The sequence below is a fragment of the Palaeococcus sp. (in: euryarchaeotes) genome (genome assembly GCF_053987695.1).
Genome location: NZ_JBMXHE010000006.1, coordinates 1 through 16,576 on the forward strand (window position 1 = coordinate 1; position 16,576 = coordinate 16,576).

At 44.5% G+C, this 16,576-nt stretch carries 16 protein-coding genes and 1 pseudogene; 11 read left to right on the plus strand and 6 right to left on the minus strand.

What is annotated here, in order from left to right; genetic code table 11:
• Positions 1–362: 362 nt before the first annotated feature.
• The 3 genes from lonB to ACXJGZ_RS00560 all read left to right on the plus strand — a co-directional run bounded on the left by lonB (position 363) and on the right by ACXJGZ_RS00560 (position 5,148).
• A complete protein-coding gene (gene lonB, locus ACXJGZ_RS00550; protein WP_456397770.1) occupies positions 363–3,674 on the plus strand; it encodes an ATP-dependent protease LonB in 3,312 nt (1,103 codons plus the stop codon).
• 74 nt (positions 3,675–3,748) lie between these two features.
• A complete protein-coding gene (locus ACXJGZ_RS00555; protein WP_456321115.1) occupies positions 3,749–4,357 on the plus strand; it encodes a CGP-CTERM sorting domain-containing protein in 609 nt (202 codons plus the stop codon).
• 71 nt (positions 4,358–4,428) lie between these two features.
• Positions 4,429–5,148, plus strand: a complete 720-nt coding sequence (locus tag ACXJGZ_RS00560; RefSeq protein ID WP_456321114.1) for a cytochrome c biogenesis protein CcdA — start codon at positions 4,429–4,431, stop codon at positions 5,146–5,148.
• On the opposite strand, the gene ACXJGZ_RS00565 is transcribed toward ACXJGZ_RS00560, so the two are convergent.
• From ACXJGZ_RS00565 to hypA, 3 genes are read right to left on the minus strand one after another with little or no spacing between them, the layout of a single operon-like run.
• On the minus strand, positions 5,125–5,625 hold the full coding sequence (locus ACXJGZ_RS00565; RefSeq protein ID WP_456321113.1) for a hydrogenase 3 maturation endopeptidase HyCI: 501 nt from the start codon (positions 5,623–5,625) through the stop codon (positions 5,125–5,127). The two genes, ACXJGZ_RS00560 and ACXJGZ_RS00565, sit on opposite strands and share 24 nt — an antisense overlap.
• A gap of 10 nt (positions 5,626–5,635) precedes the next feature.
• Positions 5,636–6,391 (minus strand): Mrp/NBP35 family ATP-binding protein, encoded by a 756-nt coding sequence (locus ACXJGZ_RS00570; protein ID WP_456397773.1) that lies wholly within the window; start codon positions 6,389–6,391, stop codon positions 5,636–5,638.
• Positions 6,388–6,804: a hydrogenase nickel incorporation protein HypA gene (gene hypA, locus ACXJGZ_RS00575; protein ID WP_456321111.1), complete on the minus strand. Its 417-nt coding sequence runs from the start codon at positions 6,802–6,804 to the stop codon at positions 6,388–6,390. The genes ACXJGZ_RS00570 and hypA overlap by 4 nt, the downstream gene beginning before the upstream one ends.
• 351 nt (positions 6,805–7,155) lie before the next feature.
• On the opposite strand from hypA, the gene ACXJGZ_RS00580 reads away from it, so the two are divergent.
• Positions 7,156–7,680 carry a CBS domain-containing protein gene (locus ACXJGZ_RS00580; RefSeq protein WP_456326901.1) on the plus strand — a complete coding sequence of 175 codons (525 nt, stop codon included), beginning with the start codon at positions 7,156–7,158 and terminating at the stop codon, positions 7,678–7,680.
• A pseudogene (locus ACXJGZ_RS00585) lies at positions 7,644–8,783 on the plus strand (cation:proton antiporter); the annotation flags it as partial. The gene ACXJGZ_RS00580 and the pseudogene ACXJGZ_RS00585, both read left to right, overlap by 37 nt.
• A 137-nt stretch (positions 8,784–8,920) precedes the next feature.
• On the opposite strand, the gene ACXJGZ_RS00590 reads toward ACXJGZ_RS00585, so the two are convergent.
• The 3 genes from ACXJGZ_RS00590 to ACXJGZ_RS00600 all read right to left on the minus strand — a co-directional run bounded on the left by ACXJGZ_RS00590 (position 8,921) and on the right by ACXJGZ_RS00600 (position 11,035).
• Positions 8,921–9,565: an iron-sulfur cluster assembly scaffold protein gene (locus ACXJGZ_RS00590; RefSeq protein WP_456326900.1), complete on the minus strand. Its 645-nt coding sequence runs from the start codon at positions 9,563–9,565 to the stop codon at positions 8,921–8,923.
• Positions 9,566–9,787 carry a sulfurtransferase TusA family protein gene (locus ACXJGZ_RS00595; protein ID WP_293256809.1) on the minus strand — a complete coding sequence of 74 codons (222 nt, stop codon included), beginning with the start codon at positions 9,785–9,787 and terminating at the stop codon, positions 9,566–9,568.
• A gap of 99 nt (positions 9,788–9,886) precedes the next feature.
• Positions 9,887–11,035: a cysteine desulfurase family protein gene (locus tag ACXJGZ_RS00600; RefSeq protein ID WP_456326899.1), complete on the minus strand. Its 1,149-nt coding sequence runs from the start codon at positions 11,033–11,035 to the stop codon at positions 9,887–9,889.
• A 152-nt stretch (positions 11,036–11,187) separates the two neighbouring features.
• On the opposite strand from ACXJGZ_RS00600, the gene ACXJGZ_RS00605 reads away from it, so the two are divergent.
• The 6 genes from ACXJGZ_RS00605 (at position 11,188) to ACXJGZ_RS00630 (ending at position 16,567) form a co-directional block, all read left to right on the plus strand.
• Complete coding sequence (locus ACXJGZ_RS00605) at positions 11,188–11,742, plus strand: V4R domain-containing protein (RefSeq protein ID WP_293252484.1); 555 nt, start codon at positions 11,188–11,190, stop codon at positions 11,740–11,742.
• Positions 11,743–11,747: 5 nt separating this feature from the next.
• Complete coding sequence (locus ACXJGZ_RS00610; RefSeq protein ID WP_456321107.1) at positions 11,748–12,860, plus strand: winged helix-turn-helix domain-containing protein; 1,113 nt, start codon at positions 11,748–11,750, stop codon at positions 12,858–12,860.
• 71 nt (positions 12,861–12,931) lie between these two features.
• On the plus strand, positions 12,932–13,573 hold the full coding sequence (locus ACXJGZ_RS00615; RefSeq protein ID WP_293252478.1) for a 4Fe-4S dicluster domain-containing protein: 642 nt from the start codon (positions 12,932–12,934) through the stop codon (positions 13,571–13,573).
• Positions 13,574–13,584: 11 nt separating this feature from the next.
• On the plus strand, positions 13,585–15,486 hold the full coding sequence (gene cooS, locus ACXJGZ_RS00620; RefSeq protein ID WP_456321106.1) for an anaerobic carbon-monoxide dehydrogenase catalytic subunit: 1,902 nt from the start codon (positions 13,585–13,587) through the stop codon (positions 15,484–15,486).
• 79 nt (positions 15,487–15,565) lie between these two features.
• A complete protein-coding gene (locus ACXJGZ_RS00625) occupies positions 15,566–16,372 on the plus strand; it encodes an ATP-binding protein (protein WP_456397778.1) in 807 nt (268 codons plus the stop codon).
• On the plus strand, positions 16,373–16,567 hold the full coding sequence (locus ACXJGZ_RS00630; RefSeq protein ID WP_293257615.1) for a CooT family nickel-binding protein: 195 nt from the start codon (positions 16,373–16,375) through the stop codon (positions 16,565–16,567).
• Positions 16,568–16,576 lie beyond the last annotated feature (9 nt).

Sequence of the window (16,576 nt, forward strand, 5' to 3'; positions counted from 1 at the left end):
GCTGGTAAAAAAGCTCTCAAAACTTATGATTACTTTCTTCAAAAAGGAATTTTAACAGTAAATGGAGCAGACTTCTTAGGAGTGGATCCTTCATACGTCAGGATAAGAATTCCAAAGAAAGCTGAGGTGTTTATAAAACAGCTATCAAACTAGGAACAGGCGAGTACTCCACCATAGAGAAATAGTTGTTTAATGTTTCTCTTATTTCTAGCTTTAATAACCTCAATTGGGAGAGCTGAGGCTCTCGCGACATGAATTAACCGTCGATTAATATTTCACTACGGTTATACCACAATAAAAAACAAAACTTTATAAAGACTATTTTTCTCATGTGGACATGAAGAGAGATGAGGGTGTCAGGTATGAGCGAGCCTTTAAATGGAAATGCTAACGGTGATAGTATAGATCTTGGAGTGGATTTTAAGACCACAGAAGAGGTTAAAATCCCTGAGAAGTTGATAGATCAGGTTATCGGGCAAGAACATGCCGTTGAGGTTATCAAAACCGCTGCAAAGCAAAAACGTCACGTTCTCCTAATTGGGGAGCCGGGAACGGGTAAGTCAATGCTCGGCCAGGCGATGGCCGAACTTCTGCCTACGGAGGAGCTCCAGGATATTCTGGTGTTTCCAAATCCCGAGGACGAGAACATGCCTCGGATTAAAACCGTTCCGGCATGCCAGGGTAAGCGGATAGTGGAGAAGTACAGGCAGAAGGCAAAGGAGCAGGAAAACATTAAGTCCTACCTTCTTCTCTTTGTGCTCTTTGTAATAGTTATAGCTGTAATAATGGATCCAGGACCTCAAACACTGCTCTTTGGAGTTTTTGTGCTTATAGTATCATTAATGGCCCTTTCCAATATGAAACTCCGGAACCAAGCCCTAGTTCCAAAACTCTTAGTTGACAACTGCGGAAGGAATAAAGCCCCATTCGTTGATGCCACGGGTGCCCATGCCGGTGCCCTGCTTGGAGACGTTAGACACGACCCGTTCCAGTGTTTTAGCGGTAAGGAGAGTATTGTACTTGAAAAAGATGGTGAAAGAAGAGTAGTTACCTTGAAAGAGTTCGTTGATAGCGCTCTTAAAGAGCCGTCGGGAGAAGGGCTAGATGGTGAGGTTAAGGCTATCTACAGGGACTTTAGGAATGAGAACGTTAAAATACTCACAAAGGATGGCTTCGTGAAGCTCCTCTATGCTAACAGGAGGGAAGGAAAGCAAAAGCTCAGAAGAATAGTGAACCTTGAGAGGGATTACTGGCTTGCGGTAACACCCGAGCACAAGGTATACACGACAAAGGGTCTTAAAGAAGCGGGCAAGCTGACCAAAGATGACGAGATAATAAGGGTTCCCGTTATAATCCTTGACCGCTTTGATGTAGCCCGCACATACAATGAGGAGAAGAAGCTCAAAGATTACTTCCGCTGGAAGGAGTATTACGAGAAAACCGGCAACGGATATAAGAGGGCCGCTAAGGAACTTGGCATTAAAGAGAGCACGCTCCGCTGGTGGGCTCAAGGAGCCAAGCCAAAATCCTTGAAAATGGCCGAAGAACTCGAAAAACTTGGTCTCCTACCACTGAAGAGCGATGATGAACGGCTTGAGGATATAGCCAGAGTGATGGGCATCCTTTTCAGCGATGGAAACATTGACAGGAACCTCAACACTCTAAGCTTTGTTTCAAGTGAGAGAGAAGCCATCGAAGAATTCGTGAGAATCCTTGGCAACATCTTTGGAGAGTTTGAATATGAGATCAAGGAGAATCGTAGGGCTATGGGAGAGAGTATTCTCTTCAGGACGTGGGACAGGAGAGTCATAAGGTTCTTCGTTGCCCTTGGTGCTCCCGTTGGTAACAAGACAAAGGTTAAGCTTAAGCTTCCGTGGTGGATCAAGCTTAAGCCGTCACTTTTCCTCGCCTTCATAGATGGTCTCTACAGCGGCGATGGCAGCGTACCAAGATTCGCCCGCTATAAAGATGCCATCAAATTCAACGGAACTCTTGAAATAGCCCAGCTTACCGATGAGCTTGAAAAGAAGCTTCCATTTTTTGAAGAGATAGCATGGCATTTGTGCCTCTTTGGAATCGAGGCAAAGGTTAGAGTGGACGAAGCTAATGGTAAGTACAAGGTGAGGCTTGTATTCTCACAATCCATAGACAACGTGCTTAACTTCCTTGAGTTCGTCCCAGTAAGTCTCTCCCCATCGAAGAGGGGAAAATTCCTCGGGGAAGTTGAGAAGTATCTCAATGCCGTTCCCGATTCAAGTCTCGCAGAGAAGCTCGAAGAATTCAAGGAGCGCTTTGAGAGGATTAAGAAGGAAGAGAGAAGAGGTTTCATTGAAAGCTGGGAAGAAGTGGAGGTTACTTACAATGTGACTACAGAGACAGGAAATCTCCTTGCCAACGGCATATTCGTCAAGAATTCCGGTGGTCTTGGAACTCCAGCTCACGAGCGTGTTGAGCCCGGAATGATTCACAGGGCACATAAGGGTGTGCTCTTCATAGATGAGATAGCCACCCTCAACATAAAAATGCAGCAGAACCTCCTAACGGCTATGCAGGAGAAGAAGATGTCAATTACAGGGCAGAGCGAGCTTTCGAGCGGAGCAATGGTGAGGACGGAACCTGCGCCATGTGACTTCATCCTGATTGCCGCGGGCAATTTGGATACCGTTGAAAAGATGCACCCCGCACTTCGCTCGAGAATAAGGGGCTACGGTTATGAGATTTACATGAGAACCACAATGCCCGACACGCTTGAGAACAGGAAAAAGCTCGTGCAATTCGTTGCCCAGGAAGTTAAGAAGGATGGAAAGATACCCCACTTCACCAAGGACGCGGTTGAGGAGATTGTGAGGGAAGCCCAAAAGAGAGCTGGAAGAAAAGGACACCTAACTCTGAGGCTTAGAGATCTTGGCGGTGTGGTCAGGGCTGCGGGGGATATAGCCATTAGAGAGGGAGCTAAATACGTTACGAGGGAGCATGTTCTGAAGGCAATGAAGATGGCAAAGCCCCTTGAGAAGCAGCTTGCCGATTGGTACATAGAGAACAAAAAGGAGTATCAGGTCATCAAGAGTGAGGGTGGCGAAATAGGCAGGGTAAACGGTCTGGCTGTCATAGGAGAGCAGAGCGGTATTGTGCTTCCAATTGAAGCTGTGGTTGCACCCGCAGCGAGCAGAGAAGAGGGTAAGATTATAGTGACGGGTAAGCTTGGAGAGATAGCCAAGGAGGCAGTTCAAAACGTCTCGGCAATAATCAAGCGTTACAAGGGTGAGGACATAAGCAACTATGATATTCACGTGCAGTTCCTTCAGACATATGAGGGTGTGGAAGGAGATTCGGCGAGCATAAGTGTTGCCACGGCGGTCATATCCGCCCTTGAGGAGATTCCGATAAAGCAGAGTGTTGCAATGACAGGCTCTTTAAGTGTCAGGGGGGAGGTGCTCCCTATAGGGGGTGCGACGCCGAAGATTGAAGCTGCCATGGAAGCCGGGATAAAGCAGGTCATAATTCCAAAGAGCAATGAAAAAGATGTCTTTCTGGGCCCGGACAAAGCCGAGAAAATAGAGATAATACCCGTGGAAAGGATAGATCAGGTTCTCGAAGTGGCACTGGACGATGATGATAAGAAGGGCGAGTTAATCAAGAGGGTCAGAAAGGCACTGCCCCTCGGATCCTCTTAACTTTTTCTAAATTGTGGTACATTAAGGGATAACTTTATATCCTGCAGTGCAGATTGATACGAAGGTGATTATGTATGAAAAAAATGGGCATTATCATGATACTCTTAATTTCCCTTTCTCTAGTTTCATACGTGCTTGCTGAAACTCAGATAGATCCAAAGAAAGTTCATTTCTACATGTACGGGGCAAAGACATGCCCTCACTGTAAAAAAATGAAGGATGAAATCCCAAAGCAGTTTGGAGATGGCAGCTTGACATATTATGAAGTCGTAGGAAATGATGAAAATGGCGCTCTTTTCTCCGAGCTTTACAGGCTCACCGGGATTTCAGGTGTTCCTGCAATTGGAATAGCTTATGAGGGACATTTGAAGGCGGTTATTGAGGGGGAATTTAATATCTCTGCAACTACTGATATCATTAAAACTTCTGAGGAAAACGGTGGTTTAATACTTTTTACAGGTGGAAAAGCGTACCTCATAAAGAATCAGACTCATATAAGGATGCTTGAGATGATATTCATTGAGCATAAATCCGCCATCTCCACCACATCCTCTCCCGAATCGACCACCCCGACCTCAACATCCTCTGCGTCTACAGGGTCTGCTGCTTCAAATGGCGTGTGCGGTCCCGGATTAATAGTGGGAATTGCATTAGTGCCTCTTTTCTTTAGGAGGGAGCGTTAACTTTTTGTTTTTCACTCTTGGTTTTAGAAACCCTAAAATCCTCAAAATTTAAAGTGTAGCATGGTGGAAGCATGAAGAAGGATATGGAAGTCCTTTTGGCAATAGTGGCATTTTCATTCATAATAAGCATAGTTTCCCTCACGCTCTTGGGGCTCAAGAATTTGATAGCCCCCTTTCTGGGACTGTCCCTTTCGGATTCCATAAATCCATGTACATTCGTGATTTATACGATGCTCCTCATAGCCCTCTCCGTAAAGGAGGTCTCCAAGAGGCGGATATATGCTGTGGGTCTTGCATTTGTGGCAGCCATATACATTTCATATTATGTGCTCGGCGTTGGACTGGTTGTCTTCTCCACGAGCATACCAACATGGGTTGCGGGAATTTTGGCTATAATCTTCGGACTGTACACAATGATAACGGGATACATGGAACGTTCCAGAATAGCCGGAAAGAAAGAAGCAAGGAGAAAGATTTTCAGCAAAGACGCCACAATAATAGGTGCATTTACTCTTGGGATAATAGTCTCCTTCACACTTCTCCCCTGCTCTGCAGGAAGCTATTTAATATATGCAATACTGATTTCAAAAGTGGGGGGTCTCGTTTATGTTCTTCTGGCACTGTACAATCTGCTCTTCATTTTGCCACTCATAATAATCCTGTTCGTGATGGGGAGTATAAGTGAGAGTAAAAGCGTTTCTCAAAAGCTTGTCCAGAGAAGCAGGGAGCTTTCAATGTTTGCAGGAGCCATCTTAATAGCGATAGGTCTATGGGTTCTCTACGCCTATTGACGAGAGCAGGAGGGATAGTGCCTCTTCGAGAGCTTCCATGCTCTTCCTGACCTCAGGGCTCATCTCTTGAAAGAGTCCTATCTGCTTCGGCTGTATCCCTATTAGGATGAACTTTGCCCTCAAATTCTGCTTTAGATATCCAACAAGAAGCTTTAAAGGGAGCTTGTGGGTGGAGTATGTTTCCCCCAGTGTGCCTTCCGGGTCGGCAAATATCAAATCGCCCGGTTTCCCGTTGAAGTGAACTGCATCTATGAACATCACATGGGAGGGCATTTCCCTTATTATCCTGCCAGCATAGCTCTCGGGCATCTCACCACAGTTCAGAATAGTCACCTTTGGATTTCTCACCTTTTTTTTGAGATTCTCGGCTATTAAAACTCCAAGGGCATCATCTCCCCGTGTATCGTTCCCTATCCCGCATACTATGACCTTTTTCGCTCCCTTCAAGAACTTTTCGAGCTCTTCAAGCATTTCCATCACCAGAAAATTAAAGGGAGTCTAGAACTCCCCCGATTATCTTTCCAAACTCGCTTTCCAGAAGTTTCTTAACATCCCCCACTTTGGAGTCCAGATCGTGGTATAGGGGAATTCCCGCCAGATACGGGATTTCAAACTCTTTCGCAATATTTTTGATGGTGCTGTGCGGGGGGAGTTGCTCCGAAGGGAGTAGCTCCGAAGGGAGTATCATATTCTCCACTATGCCAAGGATGTTTAAGTTCTGCTCCCTCAAAAATCCCAGGAGTTTCCTAACCACGTTAACTGCCAGCTTTGAGGGTGTTGCCACCACCAAGAACTCTCCCTTTTTAAGGAATCTCACGACATCCAAGAATTGGTCAGCCATCCCTGGAGGCATGTCTATTATGAGGAAGTCAAGCTCGTCCCATCTCGTTATTGCGAGGAGCTCTATTAAAGCGTCGCTTATCTCCATACCCCTGAGTGGTGTTGGTTTATCCTCCGAGTAATAGACTATGCTCATGAACTTTATCCCGTGAACTGTTGGTGGAATCACACCCCTATCCTCCTCGGGAAATTCCCTGGGCTCAAAGCCTAAAATGACGTGGTCGCTCGCTCCATGGAAGTCCAGATCAAGAAGGCCGACCCTGTATCCTTTTTTGGCGAGGGATAGGGCAAGGGTCGTTGAAACGAGGGACTTTCCAACGCCTCCTTTCCCGCTCACAACGGGAATTATGCGCTTGACCTTTTCCAAGCGTCCTTCAATGGCTTTAACCCTAGGATCCATCATTCTCCATCCCCTTCCACTTTTATGGCTGCCAGATAAACTCCTCTCCCCTTAATGACTTCAAAATCCCGGCTTCCACACTCGGGACACGCCAGAAATGCATGAACAACCTCCGGGATGAAATGGATGTCTTCCTTGATTCTATCGTCAAAGCTCTCCTTGACCTCTTTGAGCTTCCAGAGGTTTCCACAGTTTCTGCATTTAAACTCTGCATCCTCAACTTCGAATTCTATCTCGGCATCCTCCGCTATTGTCCCTTTTACGAGCTCGCCTATGGCGAACTTTAGGATCCCTTCGTCTATATCTTGGAGTTCCCCAAGAACTATCTTGAGAGCCAGAATCTTGTCCTTTCCATTCTGTTGAGCAAAGTCTATTGCAGTCCTCACAATTCCATCAGCCAACGCCCATTCGTGCATTCTCCTCACCCTCTTTTAATCATAGGAGTCGGACCTTATAAAGAGTTGAGTTTTTAACGAATGGTTTACATAGTATTTGAGATTTAAAGTTGATTCCCTTAAATTTTCTCTAATCCCTTCATACTGAATGAATTTTTTTGATGTCCATTTTGAAAGGAGAAATGGACATACTGTTAGGATAAGAGGAATGCTTATGATAATGCCCGCAAAAGAGGATAAAACCCCTCCACCACTGTCAGCCTACCATATTTATTCTAACAGCACCGAAATGGACATAAAAATCCATAAATGCTTTTTATGACTCAAAAAATGTTAAATACTCATTGGACAGATATGGGGACGGTGAATTATATGTCCGAGATAGAGCGAGCCCTTCAAACATTTCACTCGATAAGGGTCAGCGATATAATGCCCTCTATAGTTACCATGCCCATTGTTACCTTGGACGCTCCCCTCGTGGATGTATTGAAGCTTTTGAGAACGAGGCATCACGTATGGGTTGTTAAGAGCAGGGAGGATATGGAGCTTGAAGGGGTCATAAGGTATTTCGATGTAATGAACGTTTTGCTCCCTCCAGAGGATACAAAGGCGAGATTCGGCAATATAAGTGCTCTCTTTAAGTCAATTCTCGGGGGTGCTGAGAGGGCTGAGGATGTTATGGAGAGGAATGTGATGACGATCGAAGATGATGCAACGGTTCTGGATGCATTGAAGAGAATGAGGCATTATAAAATTCAGATTCTGGCTATAGTTGATGAAAAAGGACATCTGGTTGGTGAAGTAAGCCTCAGAATGCTCATAGACGAATTCCTTAGACTGATGAAGCTGGGTGGTGCACAATGGACGCAACATGGCTCCTCTTCACGCTCGGAGTAGCACTCATATTTGGAAAGATAGGCGACCATTTAATGGAGAGGGTTGAGCTTCCCGGAGTTCTTGGAGAAATTCTCATGGGTATGATTCTCGGAAACCTCGTGTATTTTGGTCTTGTAAGTCCGGAATATTTAACCCTCCACTCCAGCGATACATTTGAGTTTCTGGCTAAGCTTGGAATAATATTCCTTCTCTTTTTGGGAGGTCTTGATACTGAGGTGGAAATGCTGAAAAAAACGGGTTCTATTGCTACGGTTTCAACTGTTTTGGGTGTTTTTGTTCCTCTGATCCTCGGATGGTTTGGCCTCAAATTGATGGGATATCCTTCTAGGGAGGCTTTTGCCGGTGGAATCCTCCTAACCGCCACGAGCATTGGGATAACGGTCAGGGTTATGATGGATCTCGGGGTTCTGAGGAGCGAAGTTGGGGCGGCTTCTTTAAGCGCGAGTGTCATGGATGATTTCTTGGGCATAGCTCTAATCATATTTGCCGTTGGAAGTGGGAGTGTTCTTGGATTGATAAGCAAAATGGCTGTCTTTTTTATAATAACCGGGATCGTGGCGTGGTATACTGTGGATAAGTATCTTCGCTTTGCAGAGTGGCTTCATGTTGAAAAGGGAGTTTTAGCAATGGTTCTTGCTTTGATGTTTCTCTTCTCTGCCCTTGCACAGCACTGGTTTGATGCGGCAATAGAAGGAGCATTCATGGCGGGTATCGTTTTGTCCAGACTTCCAGAGGGCAAGAAGCTTATGGAGGAAATTAAATCAATAGCCTACGGACTTGTGGTTCCAATATTCTTTGTTTACACCGGAGCAATGCTTGATTTGAGGGTCTTCGCAAGCAGAGATGCCCTTACACTTGCCGCGGTCTTGAGCATCATAGCGGTCATTGGAAAGGTTGCAGGGAGGGGTTTTGGTGCGATAATTATGGGATGGGACTTTAAAAAGTCTCTCCAGATGGGGATTGGTTCAATTCCAAGGACGGAAGTTGCCCTGGTGGATTTGATGGTGGCCATTCACGGAGGAGCGATTCCTCAAAGCGATGCCCAGAAATTCATAGCGGCAACACTCATATTCATAACGGTCTCCGTGCTCATAACTCCACCCCTTCTGAAGTGGGCGTTTAGGGAGGATGTGGAAGCTATGAAGAGGGGTGAGATGGAGGAGAGGAAGAGCAGCATAAGCGAAACAAAGAAGAAAATTGCCGAGACAAAGAAGCCTAGAAAGATCTTGAAGAGATAATGTTAAGAAAACTCAATCCTCAAATCAACATCCAGACCTTCGAAGGCTTCCTTTATCTGCTCCTCAAAAATCTCGGCTTCCGGATCATCCTTGGGAACATTGAGCATTATCTTTATCTGTCGTCCCCTTATCTCGGCTCCTCTGTATTTGTGCCCCTGCAGAACGCTCTCTCCTGTGAGGGGATCTATAACCGCGGCTAAAATCAGCTTTACAAAGCCTTCATCTATATCTCTTCTACCCTGAAGCACATCCCATTTTGCCAGCGCCTGCTTCAGCCCTTCAGCTGCCAGCACGGCGCAGTGGAACTTTATCTGGGGCAAACCCCCGAGAGCCTCCACTATATCCTTAAATTTTATCTTTTTAACATCCTCCACACTCTTTCCAATTATCATCTCCGTAAGTATTGAAGCCGTTGCTATGTTTGCAGCACATCCATAGCTCTTGAATTTTGCATCTACTATCCTTTCATCTTCAATTTTGAGATAGAGCTTTATCATATCTCCGCATGCGGGGCTTCCGGCTTTGGCGGTGACGCTGGGATTATCAATCTCACCAACATTCTTTGGATGGAGAAAATACTGCAGAACTTTCCTTGAGTAGCCTATTCTCTTTTTTTCATCCCAGTTTTTAGCATCAAATCTTTCCACCTATCTCACCTTCTTTATGATGATTCTCCAGACACCTTCTTTCTCCTCAATTTCCACTATCTCCTGTCCGGTCTCATCGGCAGCCATGGCTATCTCGCCTTTGCTAAGCTCGTGAGTCCCCACAATCTCTATGAGTTCTCCAATTTTAGCCCTCCTTAGGGCTTTTCTGAATTCGTTGAGGGGCACCGGACATGGCTTTCCAATCACATCGATCTTTATCATTTTTTACCACCATAGATACTAATTTTATTCAACTCCATAATGATACCCCAAATTTCTTGGCCTCTGATTGTTTCCGCTTTTCCATTACATTAACCCCAATCATTTTTTACCACCGTAAATGCTTATCTCCCTCAGTTTTATAACCACATCCTTCAGGATCTCATAGGCTTGGGTTATCTCTTCTTCCGTCGTCCACTTGCTCAATCCAAGTCTGACAGAGCCGTGGGCATCTTCAAAGGATCCTCCAATCCCCCTTATCACATGGCTTGGAAGGAGATCCTGAGAGTAGCATGCTGAACCGGTGGAGAAGACGAGACCCCTCATGTCGCAGTGGAGTAAAATGCTCTCACCTTCTACATAGCTAAATGAGACGTTTACATTGTTTGGAAGCCTTCTATCTCCCGTGGGACCGTTTAATTTGGTATCTGGGATTGTGAGAAGCATATCTATCAGCTCATCCCTGAGCCCCGCCATTCTTTTTGAATCTTCATAATCTATGAGTTCCACCGCTTTTCCAAAACCAACTATGGCGGGAACGTTAATCATTCCGGGTCTGAGCCCTCTTTCTCTCAAATCTCCATCGAGGAGGGGTTTTATTTTAACTCCTTTTCGGATGTAGAGAGCGGCGATTCCTTTGGGTCCGTGAATCAGGTGGGATGTTATGCTCATCAAGTCAACGCCGAGTCTCTTCACGTCTATCTTCACCTTCCCAAAGGCATGATTGGCATCCACATAGAGGAGCGCTCCTTTATCGTGTACCCTCTCCGAAATTGCCCTCACATCCTGGATAGTTCCTATCTCAAAATTTCCGAGGTGAGTGGCGAATAGTATGGCTCCCCCAAGGTTTTCCTCCAACTCTGCAAGGTCAATGAAGCCCTCTCTATCAACACCGACTTCATGGGTTTCAAATCCCCATTCTCTAAGTCTTTCAACCGTTTTTAAAATGGCTTTCCTTTCTATTCTGCTGGTAAGAACTTTTCCCTTTCCCCCAGCCCATGCAACTCCTTTAATCGCCATGTTATCTGCTTCTATTTCGTCGGAGACGAATATTATCTCCTCCGGTGAGGCATTTATTTCCCTTGCTATCCTCTCCCTTGTGATTTCAATGGCTTCTCTGGCATCCTCATCGAACAGATGTCCGAATTCTCCCCCGGGAGTTCCATATTTCTCCTCAAAATACTCCATCATGGCCTTGATAACACGTGGATCAGGCTTTGTTGTGTTTGCATTATCCAAATATATGGTCATTTTTTCACCCAAGTATAATTTAGTGTGTGCATTTTTAATTATTTCTGGACATACTTGGGTATCTCCATGAATCCATCAGGCTCCTCTCAGAGTTTGCATTTTAACCGAAAATATTAAAGGAATATATTGAGAATATTTCATAGGTAAGGGTTATGGAGAGTGAATACTTGACATTGATTGAAAAATGGAGAGAAATTTATAAAACAGAAGTTAGGAACAGGAAGAGAATGCCTGAGGTTGCTCAGTTAAACCCCGAGGAGTATCTAAATGTTAGGAGACCCTTCTTTACGCATATATCTCCTGAGGATGCCGAATACGTGAGAACATTCCGGATGGTGTCCTACGGCATGCTTTCATACAGCCCCTCTCTGAGGGCAGTGATCCTTAGAGGAGCCGGATATAACCTTGCGAGGAGGCTAACCGGAACCGGCGAAATAAAGAGTGTTGATGATTTACCAAGGGTCTTTTTAAAGCAGCGGATTGGTCTTTTGGACATAATTGATGAGTCCTTTAACAAGATGAAAATTAATATCTATGAGTGCATAAGCTGCTACCAATCCCCTCCAATTGGGAGGACTCTATGTGATTTCGAGGCTGGAATGATTCAGGGAGCTATAGAATCCCTTATAGGGAAGAATATAACGAGGGAAATATACTGCTGGGGACTGGGAAATTCATTCTGTGGATTTGAAATTGTATTTGAGTGATTCCCATGAGCATACTGACGGTTCAGCCTTCGAGTAAATGCGATGCAACTTGTTTGGTATGTCCTTGGCGAGAGAAATTTGGCTGTGTGGGAGTTATGCTGCCCCTTGAAGCCCTTGAGGTATTGACAGAGAATCTTGGAGATTTTAAATTCGACGAAGGGATCATAACATGTCCGAATCCCCTCTTGCATCCCAAAATCGATTTTATAGTTAATGAGATTAGGGATTTGTGCAAAAAGACAACAATCTTTTTACCTGCTTCCGTATCTAAGAATGCGCTTCATAAAGCTCCTCTGAAGAATGTTGATGTTGTTTCGTTCTTAATCAGTACTTTTAGGGATATAAGGAGTAATGTTCAAACCCTAAAGATGTTGCTGTCCCAAGGTATAGATAATATTGAGGCTTATGTACCTTTGGATTCTAGTTACGATTTTGCTGAGATCCTCTCGATAATTAAGGTCTGTAGCTCCTATGGGTTGAAAATAACAATCGGCCCTTATATGTGCAACAGGCTTTATATCTACAAATTTCTCGAAAAGCTATCCAAGAGAGAAAATGTTGAGATTGGGCTCCATTACGGTAGGAGATATTTTTACAACGCTATTAAAGTCTTTATAAATAATTACCCCGTGGATGTTCTGACTTCTCCAATTGGAGAGAATTGCAGGGCCCTGTACCTCAATCCTTATGGAAATTTTTCCAAGTGTCCCTTTTTAAACTACGAAGTTAATTACAAAAAAATAACGAGGGATGAGCTTAGAAAAATGCTCTTTTCTCCATGTACCATAAATCACAATCCCATGCATCTATCTCCTCGCATCAGTGTTTCATTTGTCACAAGGGATGGTGTCGAAGTTTCATCTGACGTTTTGGAACTTCTTGAGCTCATATACCAGCTCAATTCTTTTAGGGCTGCATGTAGGGCTTTAGGAGTTTCTCCTTCAACTTACTGGGAAAAAATTAGGAGTCTGGAGGAAAAATTGGGGATTACACTCTTGATTTCCATGAAAGGAGGAAAGAAAAAGGGAGTAACTCTTCTGACAGATTTCGCCAAAGAGCTCTTGGAGAAATATAAGGAAATTAGAGAAAAAGCTCTTGTATCCATGTATGAATACTAAAGGCATCTTTTGTTCTGTATGCCGAACACGAGCCTCTTATTAAGATATTTCATAATTTTAATTTTGAGGTGATGACAGTGCCACTTCTCGAAACCGAGTTAGAGAGACCCACGGTTTACATAGATCCTGAAAAATGCATGGGTTGCAGGTCATGTGAGATAGCATGTGCCATTGAGCATTCAGCGAGCAAAAATATCTTTGGGGCGATTTTTGAAAAACCCAAGCCAAAACCCAGAATAAAAGTTGTGAGTGCTGATTTCTTTAATGTTCCTATGCGTTGCCAGCACTGTGAAGATGCCCCATGTGAGAATGTCTGTCCAACAGGAGCCATAAGGAAGAGTGAGGAAGGATTTGTGATCTTGGATTCCAACAAATGTATAGGGTGTCTCATGTGCATTATGGCATGTCCTTTTGGACATCCCAAGTATGAAGTGGAATACAAAGTCGTTCTTAAGTGCGATTTCTGCATCGATAGGATAAGAGAAGGAAGAGAGCCAGCATGTGTTGAAGCTTGTCCCACCGGGGCAATGACATTCGGAACATTGGAGGAGATTTTGAACAGGATAAGAAAAGAAAAGGCGGAAAAGCTCATTTCCGGCTTAAAAGTTCCAGGTATTGTGTACATGAAGCCAGTCGTTGAAACGGAGAAGGAAGAGGAAAAGGTTAGACCAGTGGACGTGTATATCGCCTATTCCAAAGCCAGGTGGTATTAGGAGGTGTTTTTATGGCGGAATATATAAAGTTTAAAGTTCCCGCAAAGCAAGTTTCTGAGACAAAAGGAGTTGCTGAGCTCATTGAAAAAGCTGAAGATGAAGGAGTGAAAATAGTCTGGCATAGGTTTTTAGAGCAGCAGCCTCAGTGTGGTTTTGGAATTTTGGGTGTGTGCTGCAGGAACTGCAACATGGGTCCATGTAGAATTGACCCCTTTGGGGCGGGCCCAACTAAAGGAACCTGCGGTGCGGATGCAGATACTATCGTGGCTAGGAATATATTGAGGATGATAGCTGCCGGTGCAGCGGCACACAGCGATCATGCTAGGGACATAGTTCACGTATTTAAGGGAACTGCAACTGGAGAATTCAAAGATTACAAAATAGCGGATGTTCAAAAACTCATGGCACTTGCCCAAGCACTGGGTGTGGAAACGGAGGGCAAGGATGAAAACGAGATAGCAGTGGAATGTGCCCACATTCTGGAAAAAGAGTTTGGAAAACCAGACGATGAGCCTCTAAGACTCTTAATGGGAACCGCGCCAAAAAAGAGAATTAAAGTTTGGGAGAAACTTGGGGTTCTACCAAGAGCAATTGATAGGGAGATCTGTGAATGCATGCATAGGACTCATATAGGTGTAGACGCTGATCCCGTTTCACTAATCCTCCATGGCGTAAGAACTTCCTTGGGGGATGGTTGGAGCGGTTCAATGATGGCGACTTACCTTAGCGACATACTCTTCGGAACGCCAAAGCCAATTAAAACCGTTGCAAATCTAGGTGTTCTTAAGGAAAGCCACGTTAATATAGTCGTCCATGGCCACAACCCAATACTCTCGATGAAGATAGTTGAGGTTGCACAGAGTAAAGAAATGCAAGAGCTGGCGAAGAAATATGGAGCCAAGGGAGTTAATGTCGTTGGGATGTGCTGTACTGGAAATGAAACTCTGATGAGACTTGGCGTTCCTCTGGCCGGAAACTTCCTGATGCAAGAGTTAGCAGTAATAACAGGTGCTGTTGAAGCTATGATTGTTGATTATCAGTGCATAATGCCTGCTCTAACTGATGTAGCTGGATGTTATCATACAAAACTTATAACCACTGAGCCCAAAGCTCACATCCCGGGGGCAATTCACATTGAGTTTAAACCTGAGAAAGCAGATGAGATAGCCAAAGATATAGTTAGGATTGCAATTGAAAACTTCCCGCACAGGGCAAAGGAGAGGGTGGAAATTCCAAAGTATAAGAGTGAGGTCGTTGCAGGCTTCAGCGTTGAAGCAATTCTTGAGGCTTTGGGAGGGACTCTTGAACCTCTAATCAACGCACTTAAGGATGGGACCATTAAAGGAATAGCAGGGATTGTGGGATGTAACAACCCAAAGGTCAAGCACAACCACAGCCACGTGATAATAGCAAGAGAGCTCATAAAAAGGGATGTTCTGGTCGTTGGAACAGGTTGTTGGGGAATTGCCGCTGCTATGGATGGATTGATGAGTCCGGAGGCTGCAAAGCTTGCAGGGGATGGGCTGAGACAAGTGTGTGAAGCTTTGGGAATTCCCCCATGCCTTCACATGGGGAGCTGTGTTGACTGCTCGAGAATTTTAATAGCTTTGGGAGCTTTAGCCGATGCATTGGGCGTTGATATTCCAGATTTACCTGCTGTTGGCTCAGCACCAGAATGGATGAGTGAAAAAGCAGTTTCAATAGGAACCTACTTCCTTGCAAGCGGTGTATTCACCCACCTAGGAACTATACCTCCAGTCCTTGGAAGTCAAAAAGTTACCAAGCTCCTTACAGATGACGTTGAGGACATCATAGGTGGAAAGTTCTATGTCGAGCCTGACCCGATAAAAGCCGCGGAAACACTTTACAATGTAATCATTGAAAAGAGGAAAAAGCTTAAGTGGCCCCTCTGATTTTCTTTTTGTTTTCAACCTTTTGTTGAAGAAAGTAAATTATGTCATGAGAATCTTACTAATCGAGGGGGACTTTGGAATGAAGATTTTAGTCGCTGGAAAGGGCGGGGTTGGAAAAACAACAACCTCTGCATTGCTGGCTCATATCTTAGCAGAGGAGGGATATAACATATTGGCTCTGGATACCGATTCTATTCCAAATCTGGCACAGAGCTTGGGTGTCCCTTATGAAAAAGCCCTTGGTATAGTGCCTCTATCTAGAAATGAGGAACTGGCACAGGAGAGAACAGGAGCAAGACCCGGTGAAGGATGGGGGGTGCTGTTTTCGTTAACGCCAAAGGTCGATGATCTCGCCGAAAAATACGGTATAAGCATTAAACCAAACCTAAAATTGGTCGTAATTGGTAGCATAGAACAGAGCAAAGAGGGGTGTTTGTGCCCTTCAATAGCACTAGCTAGGGCTTTTCTGATGCACGTTCTATTTTCCGAAAGGGATATAGTGATAGTGGATAGTGAAGCAGGTGCAGAGGTGTTTGGAAGGGGCTTAGCAGAGAAATTTGATGCAATGCTGTGTGTGGCCGAGCCCACCTTAAAGTCGATGGTGATAGCCAAAAAGCTCATTGAGATGGGAAGGCAGCTTAACATATCCAACATATTCCTCGTTATAAATAAGGTTCAGGATTCCCTCAAAGCTTCCAAGCTGTATGCGAGGGTTTTCTCCGATTCAACTCCCTATCATTTGGTTAGCTTTGATGAGAACGTAACTATGATAGAAAACGAGGGAAAAGGTGTTGACTGTATTCCAAAGGATTCTCTGATATACAGAGATGTTGATGCTCTAGCGAGAAAAATTTTGGGAATTAAGAAACGCTCAAAGGTGGTATAAATGTGCCAGTCGAAGGTTGTGATAATTGAAAATGGAAAATTAAGGGTTGTTATGACAGATGTAACTCTTTTGGATATCCATGATGGTAAGATAATTCTCAGGAATCTCCTCGGAAGGGAGCTCGTGCTTGAAAAATATCAGCTTGAGAGTGTGGATTTCATCTCACACAAAGCATACCTGAGGCCAGTGAAGTAGGGCTGGAGG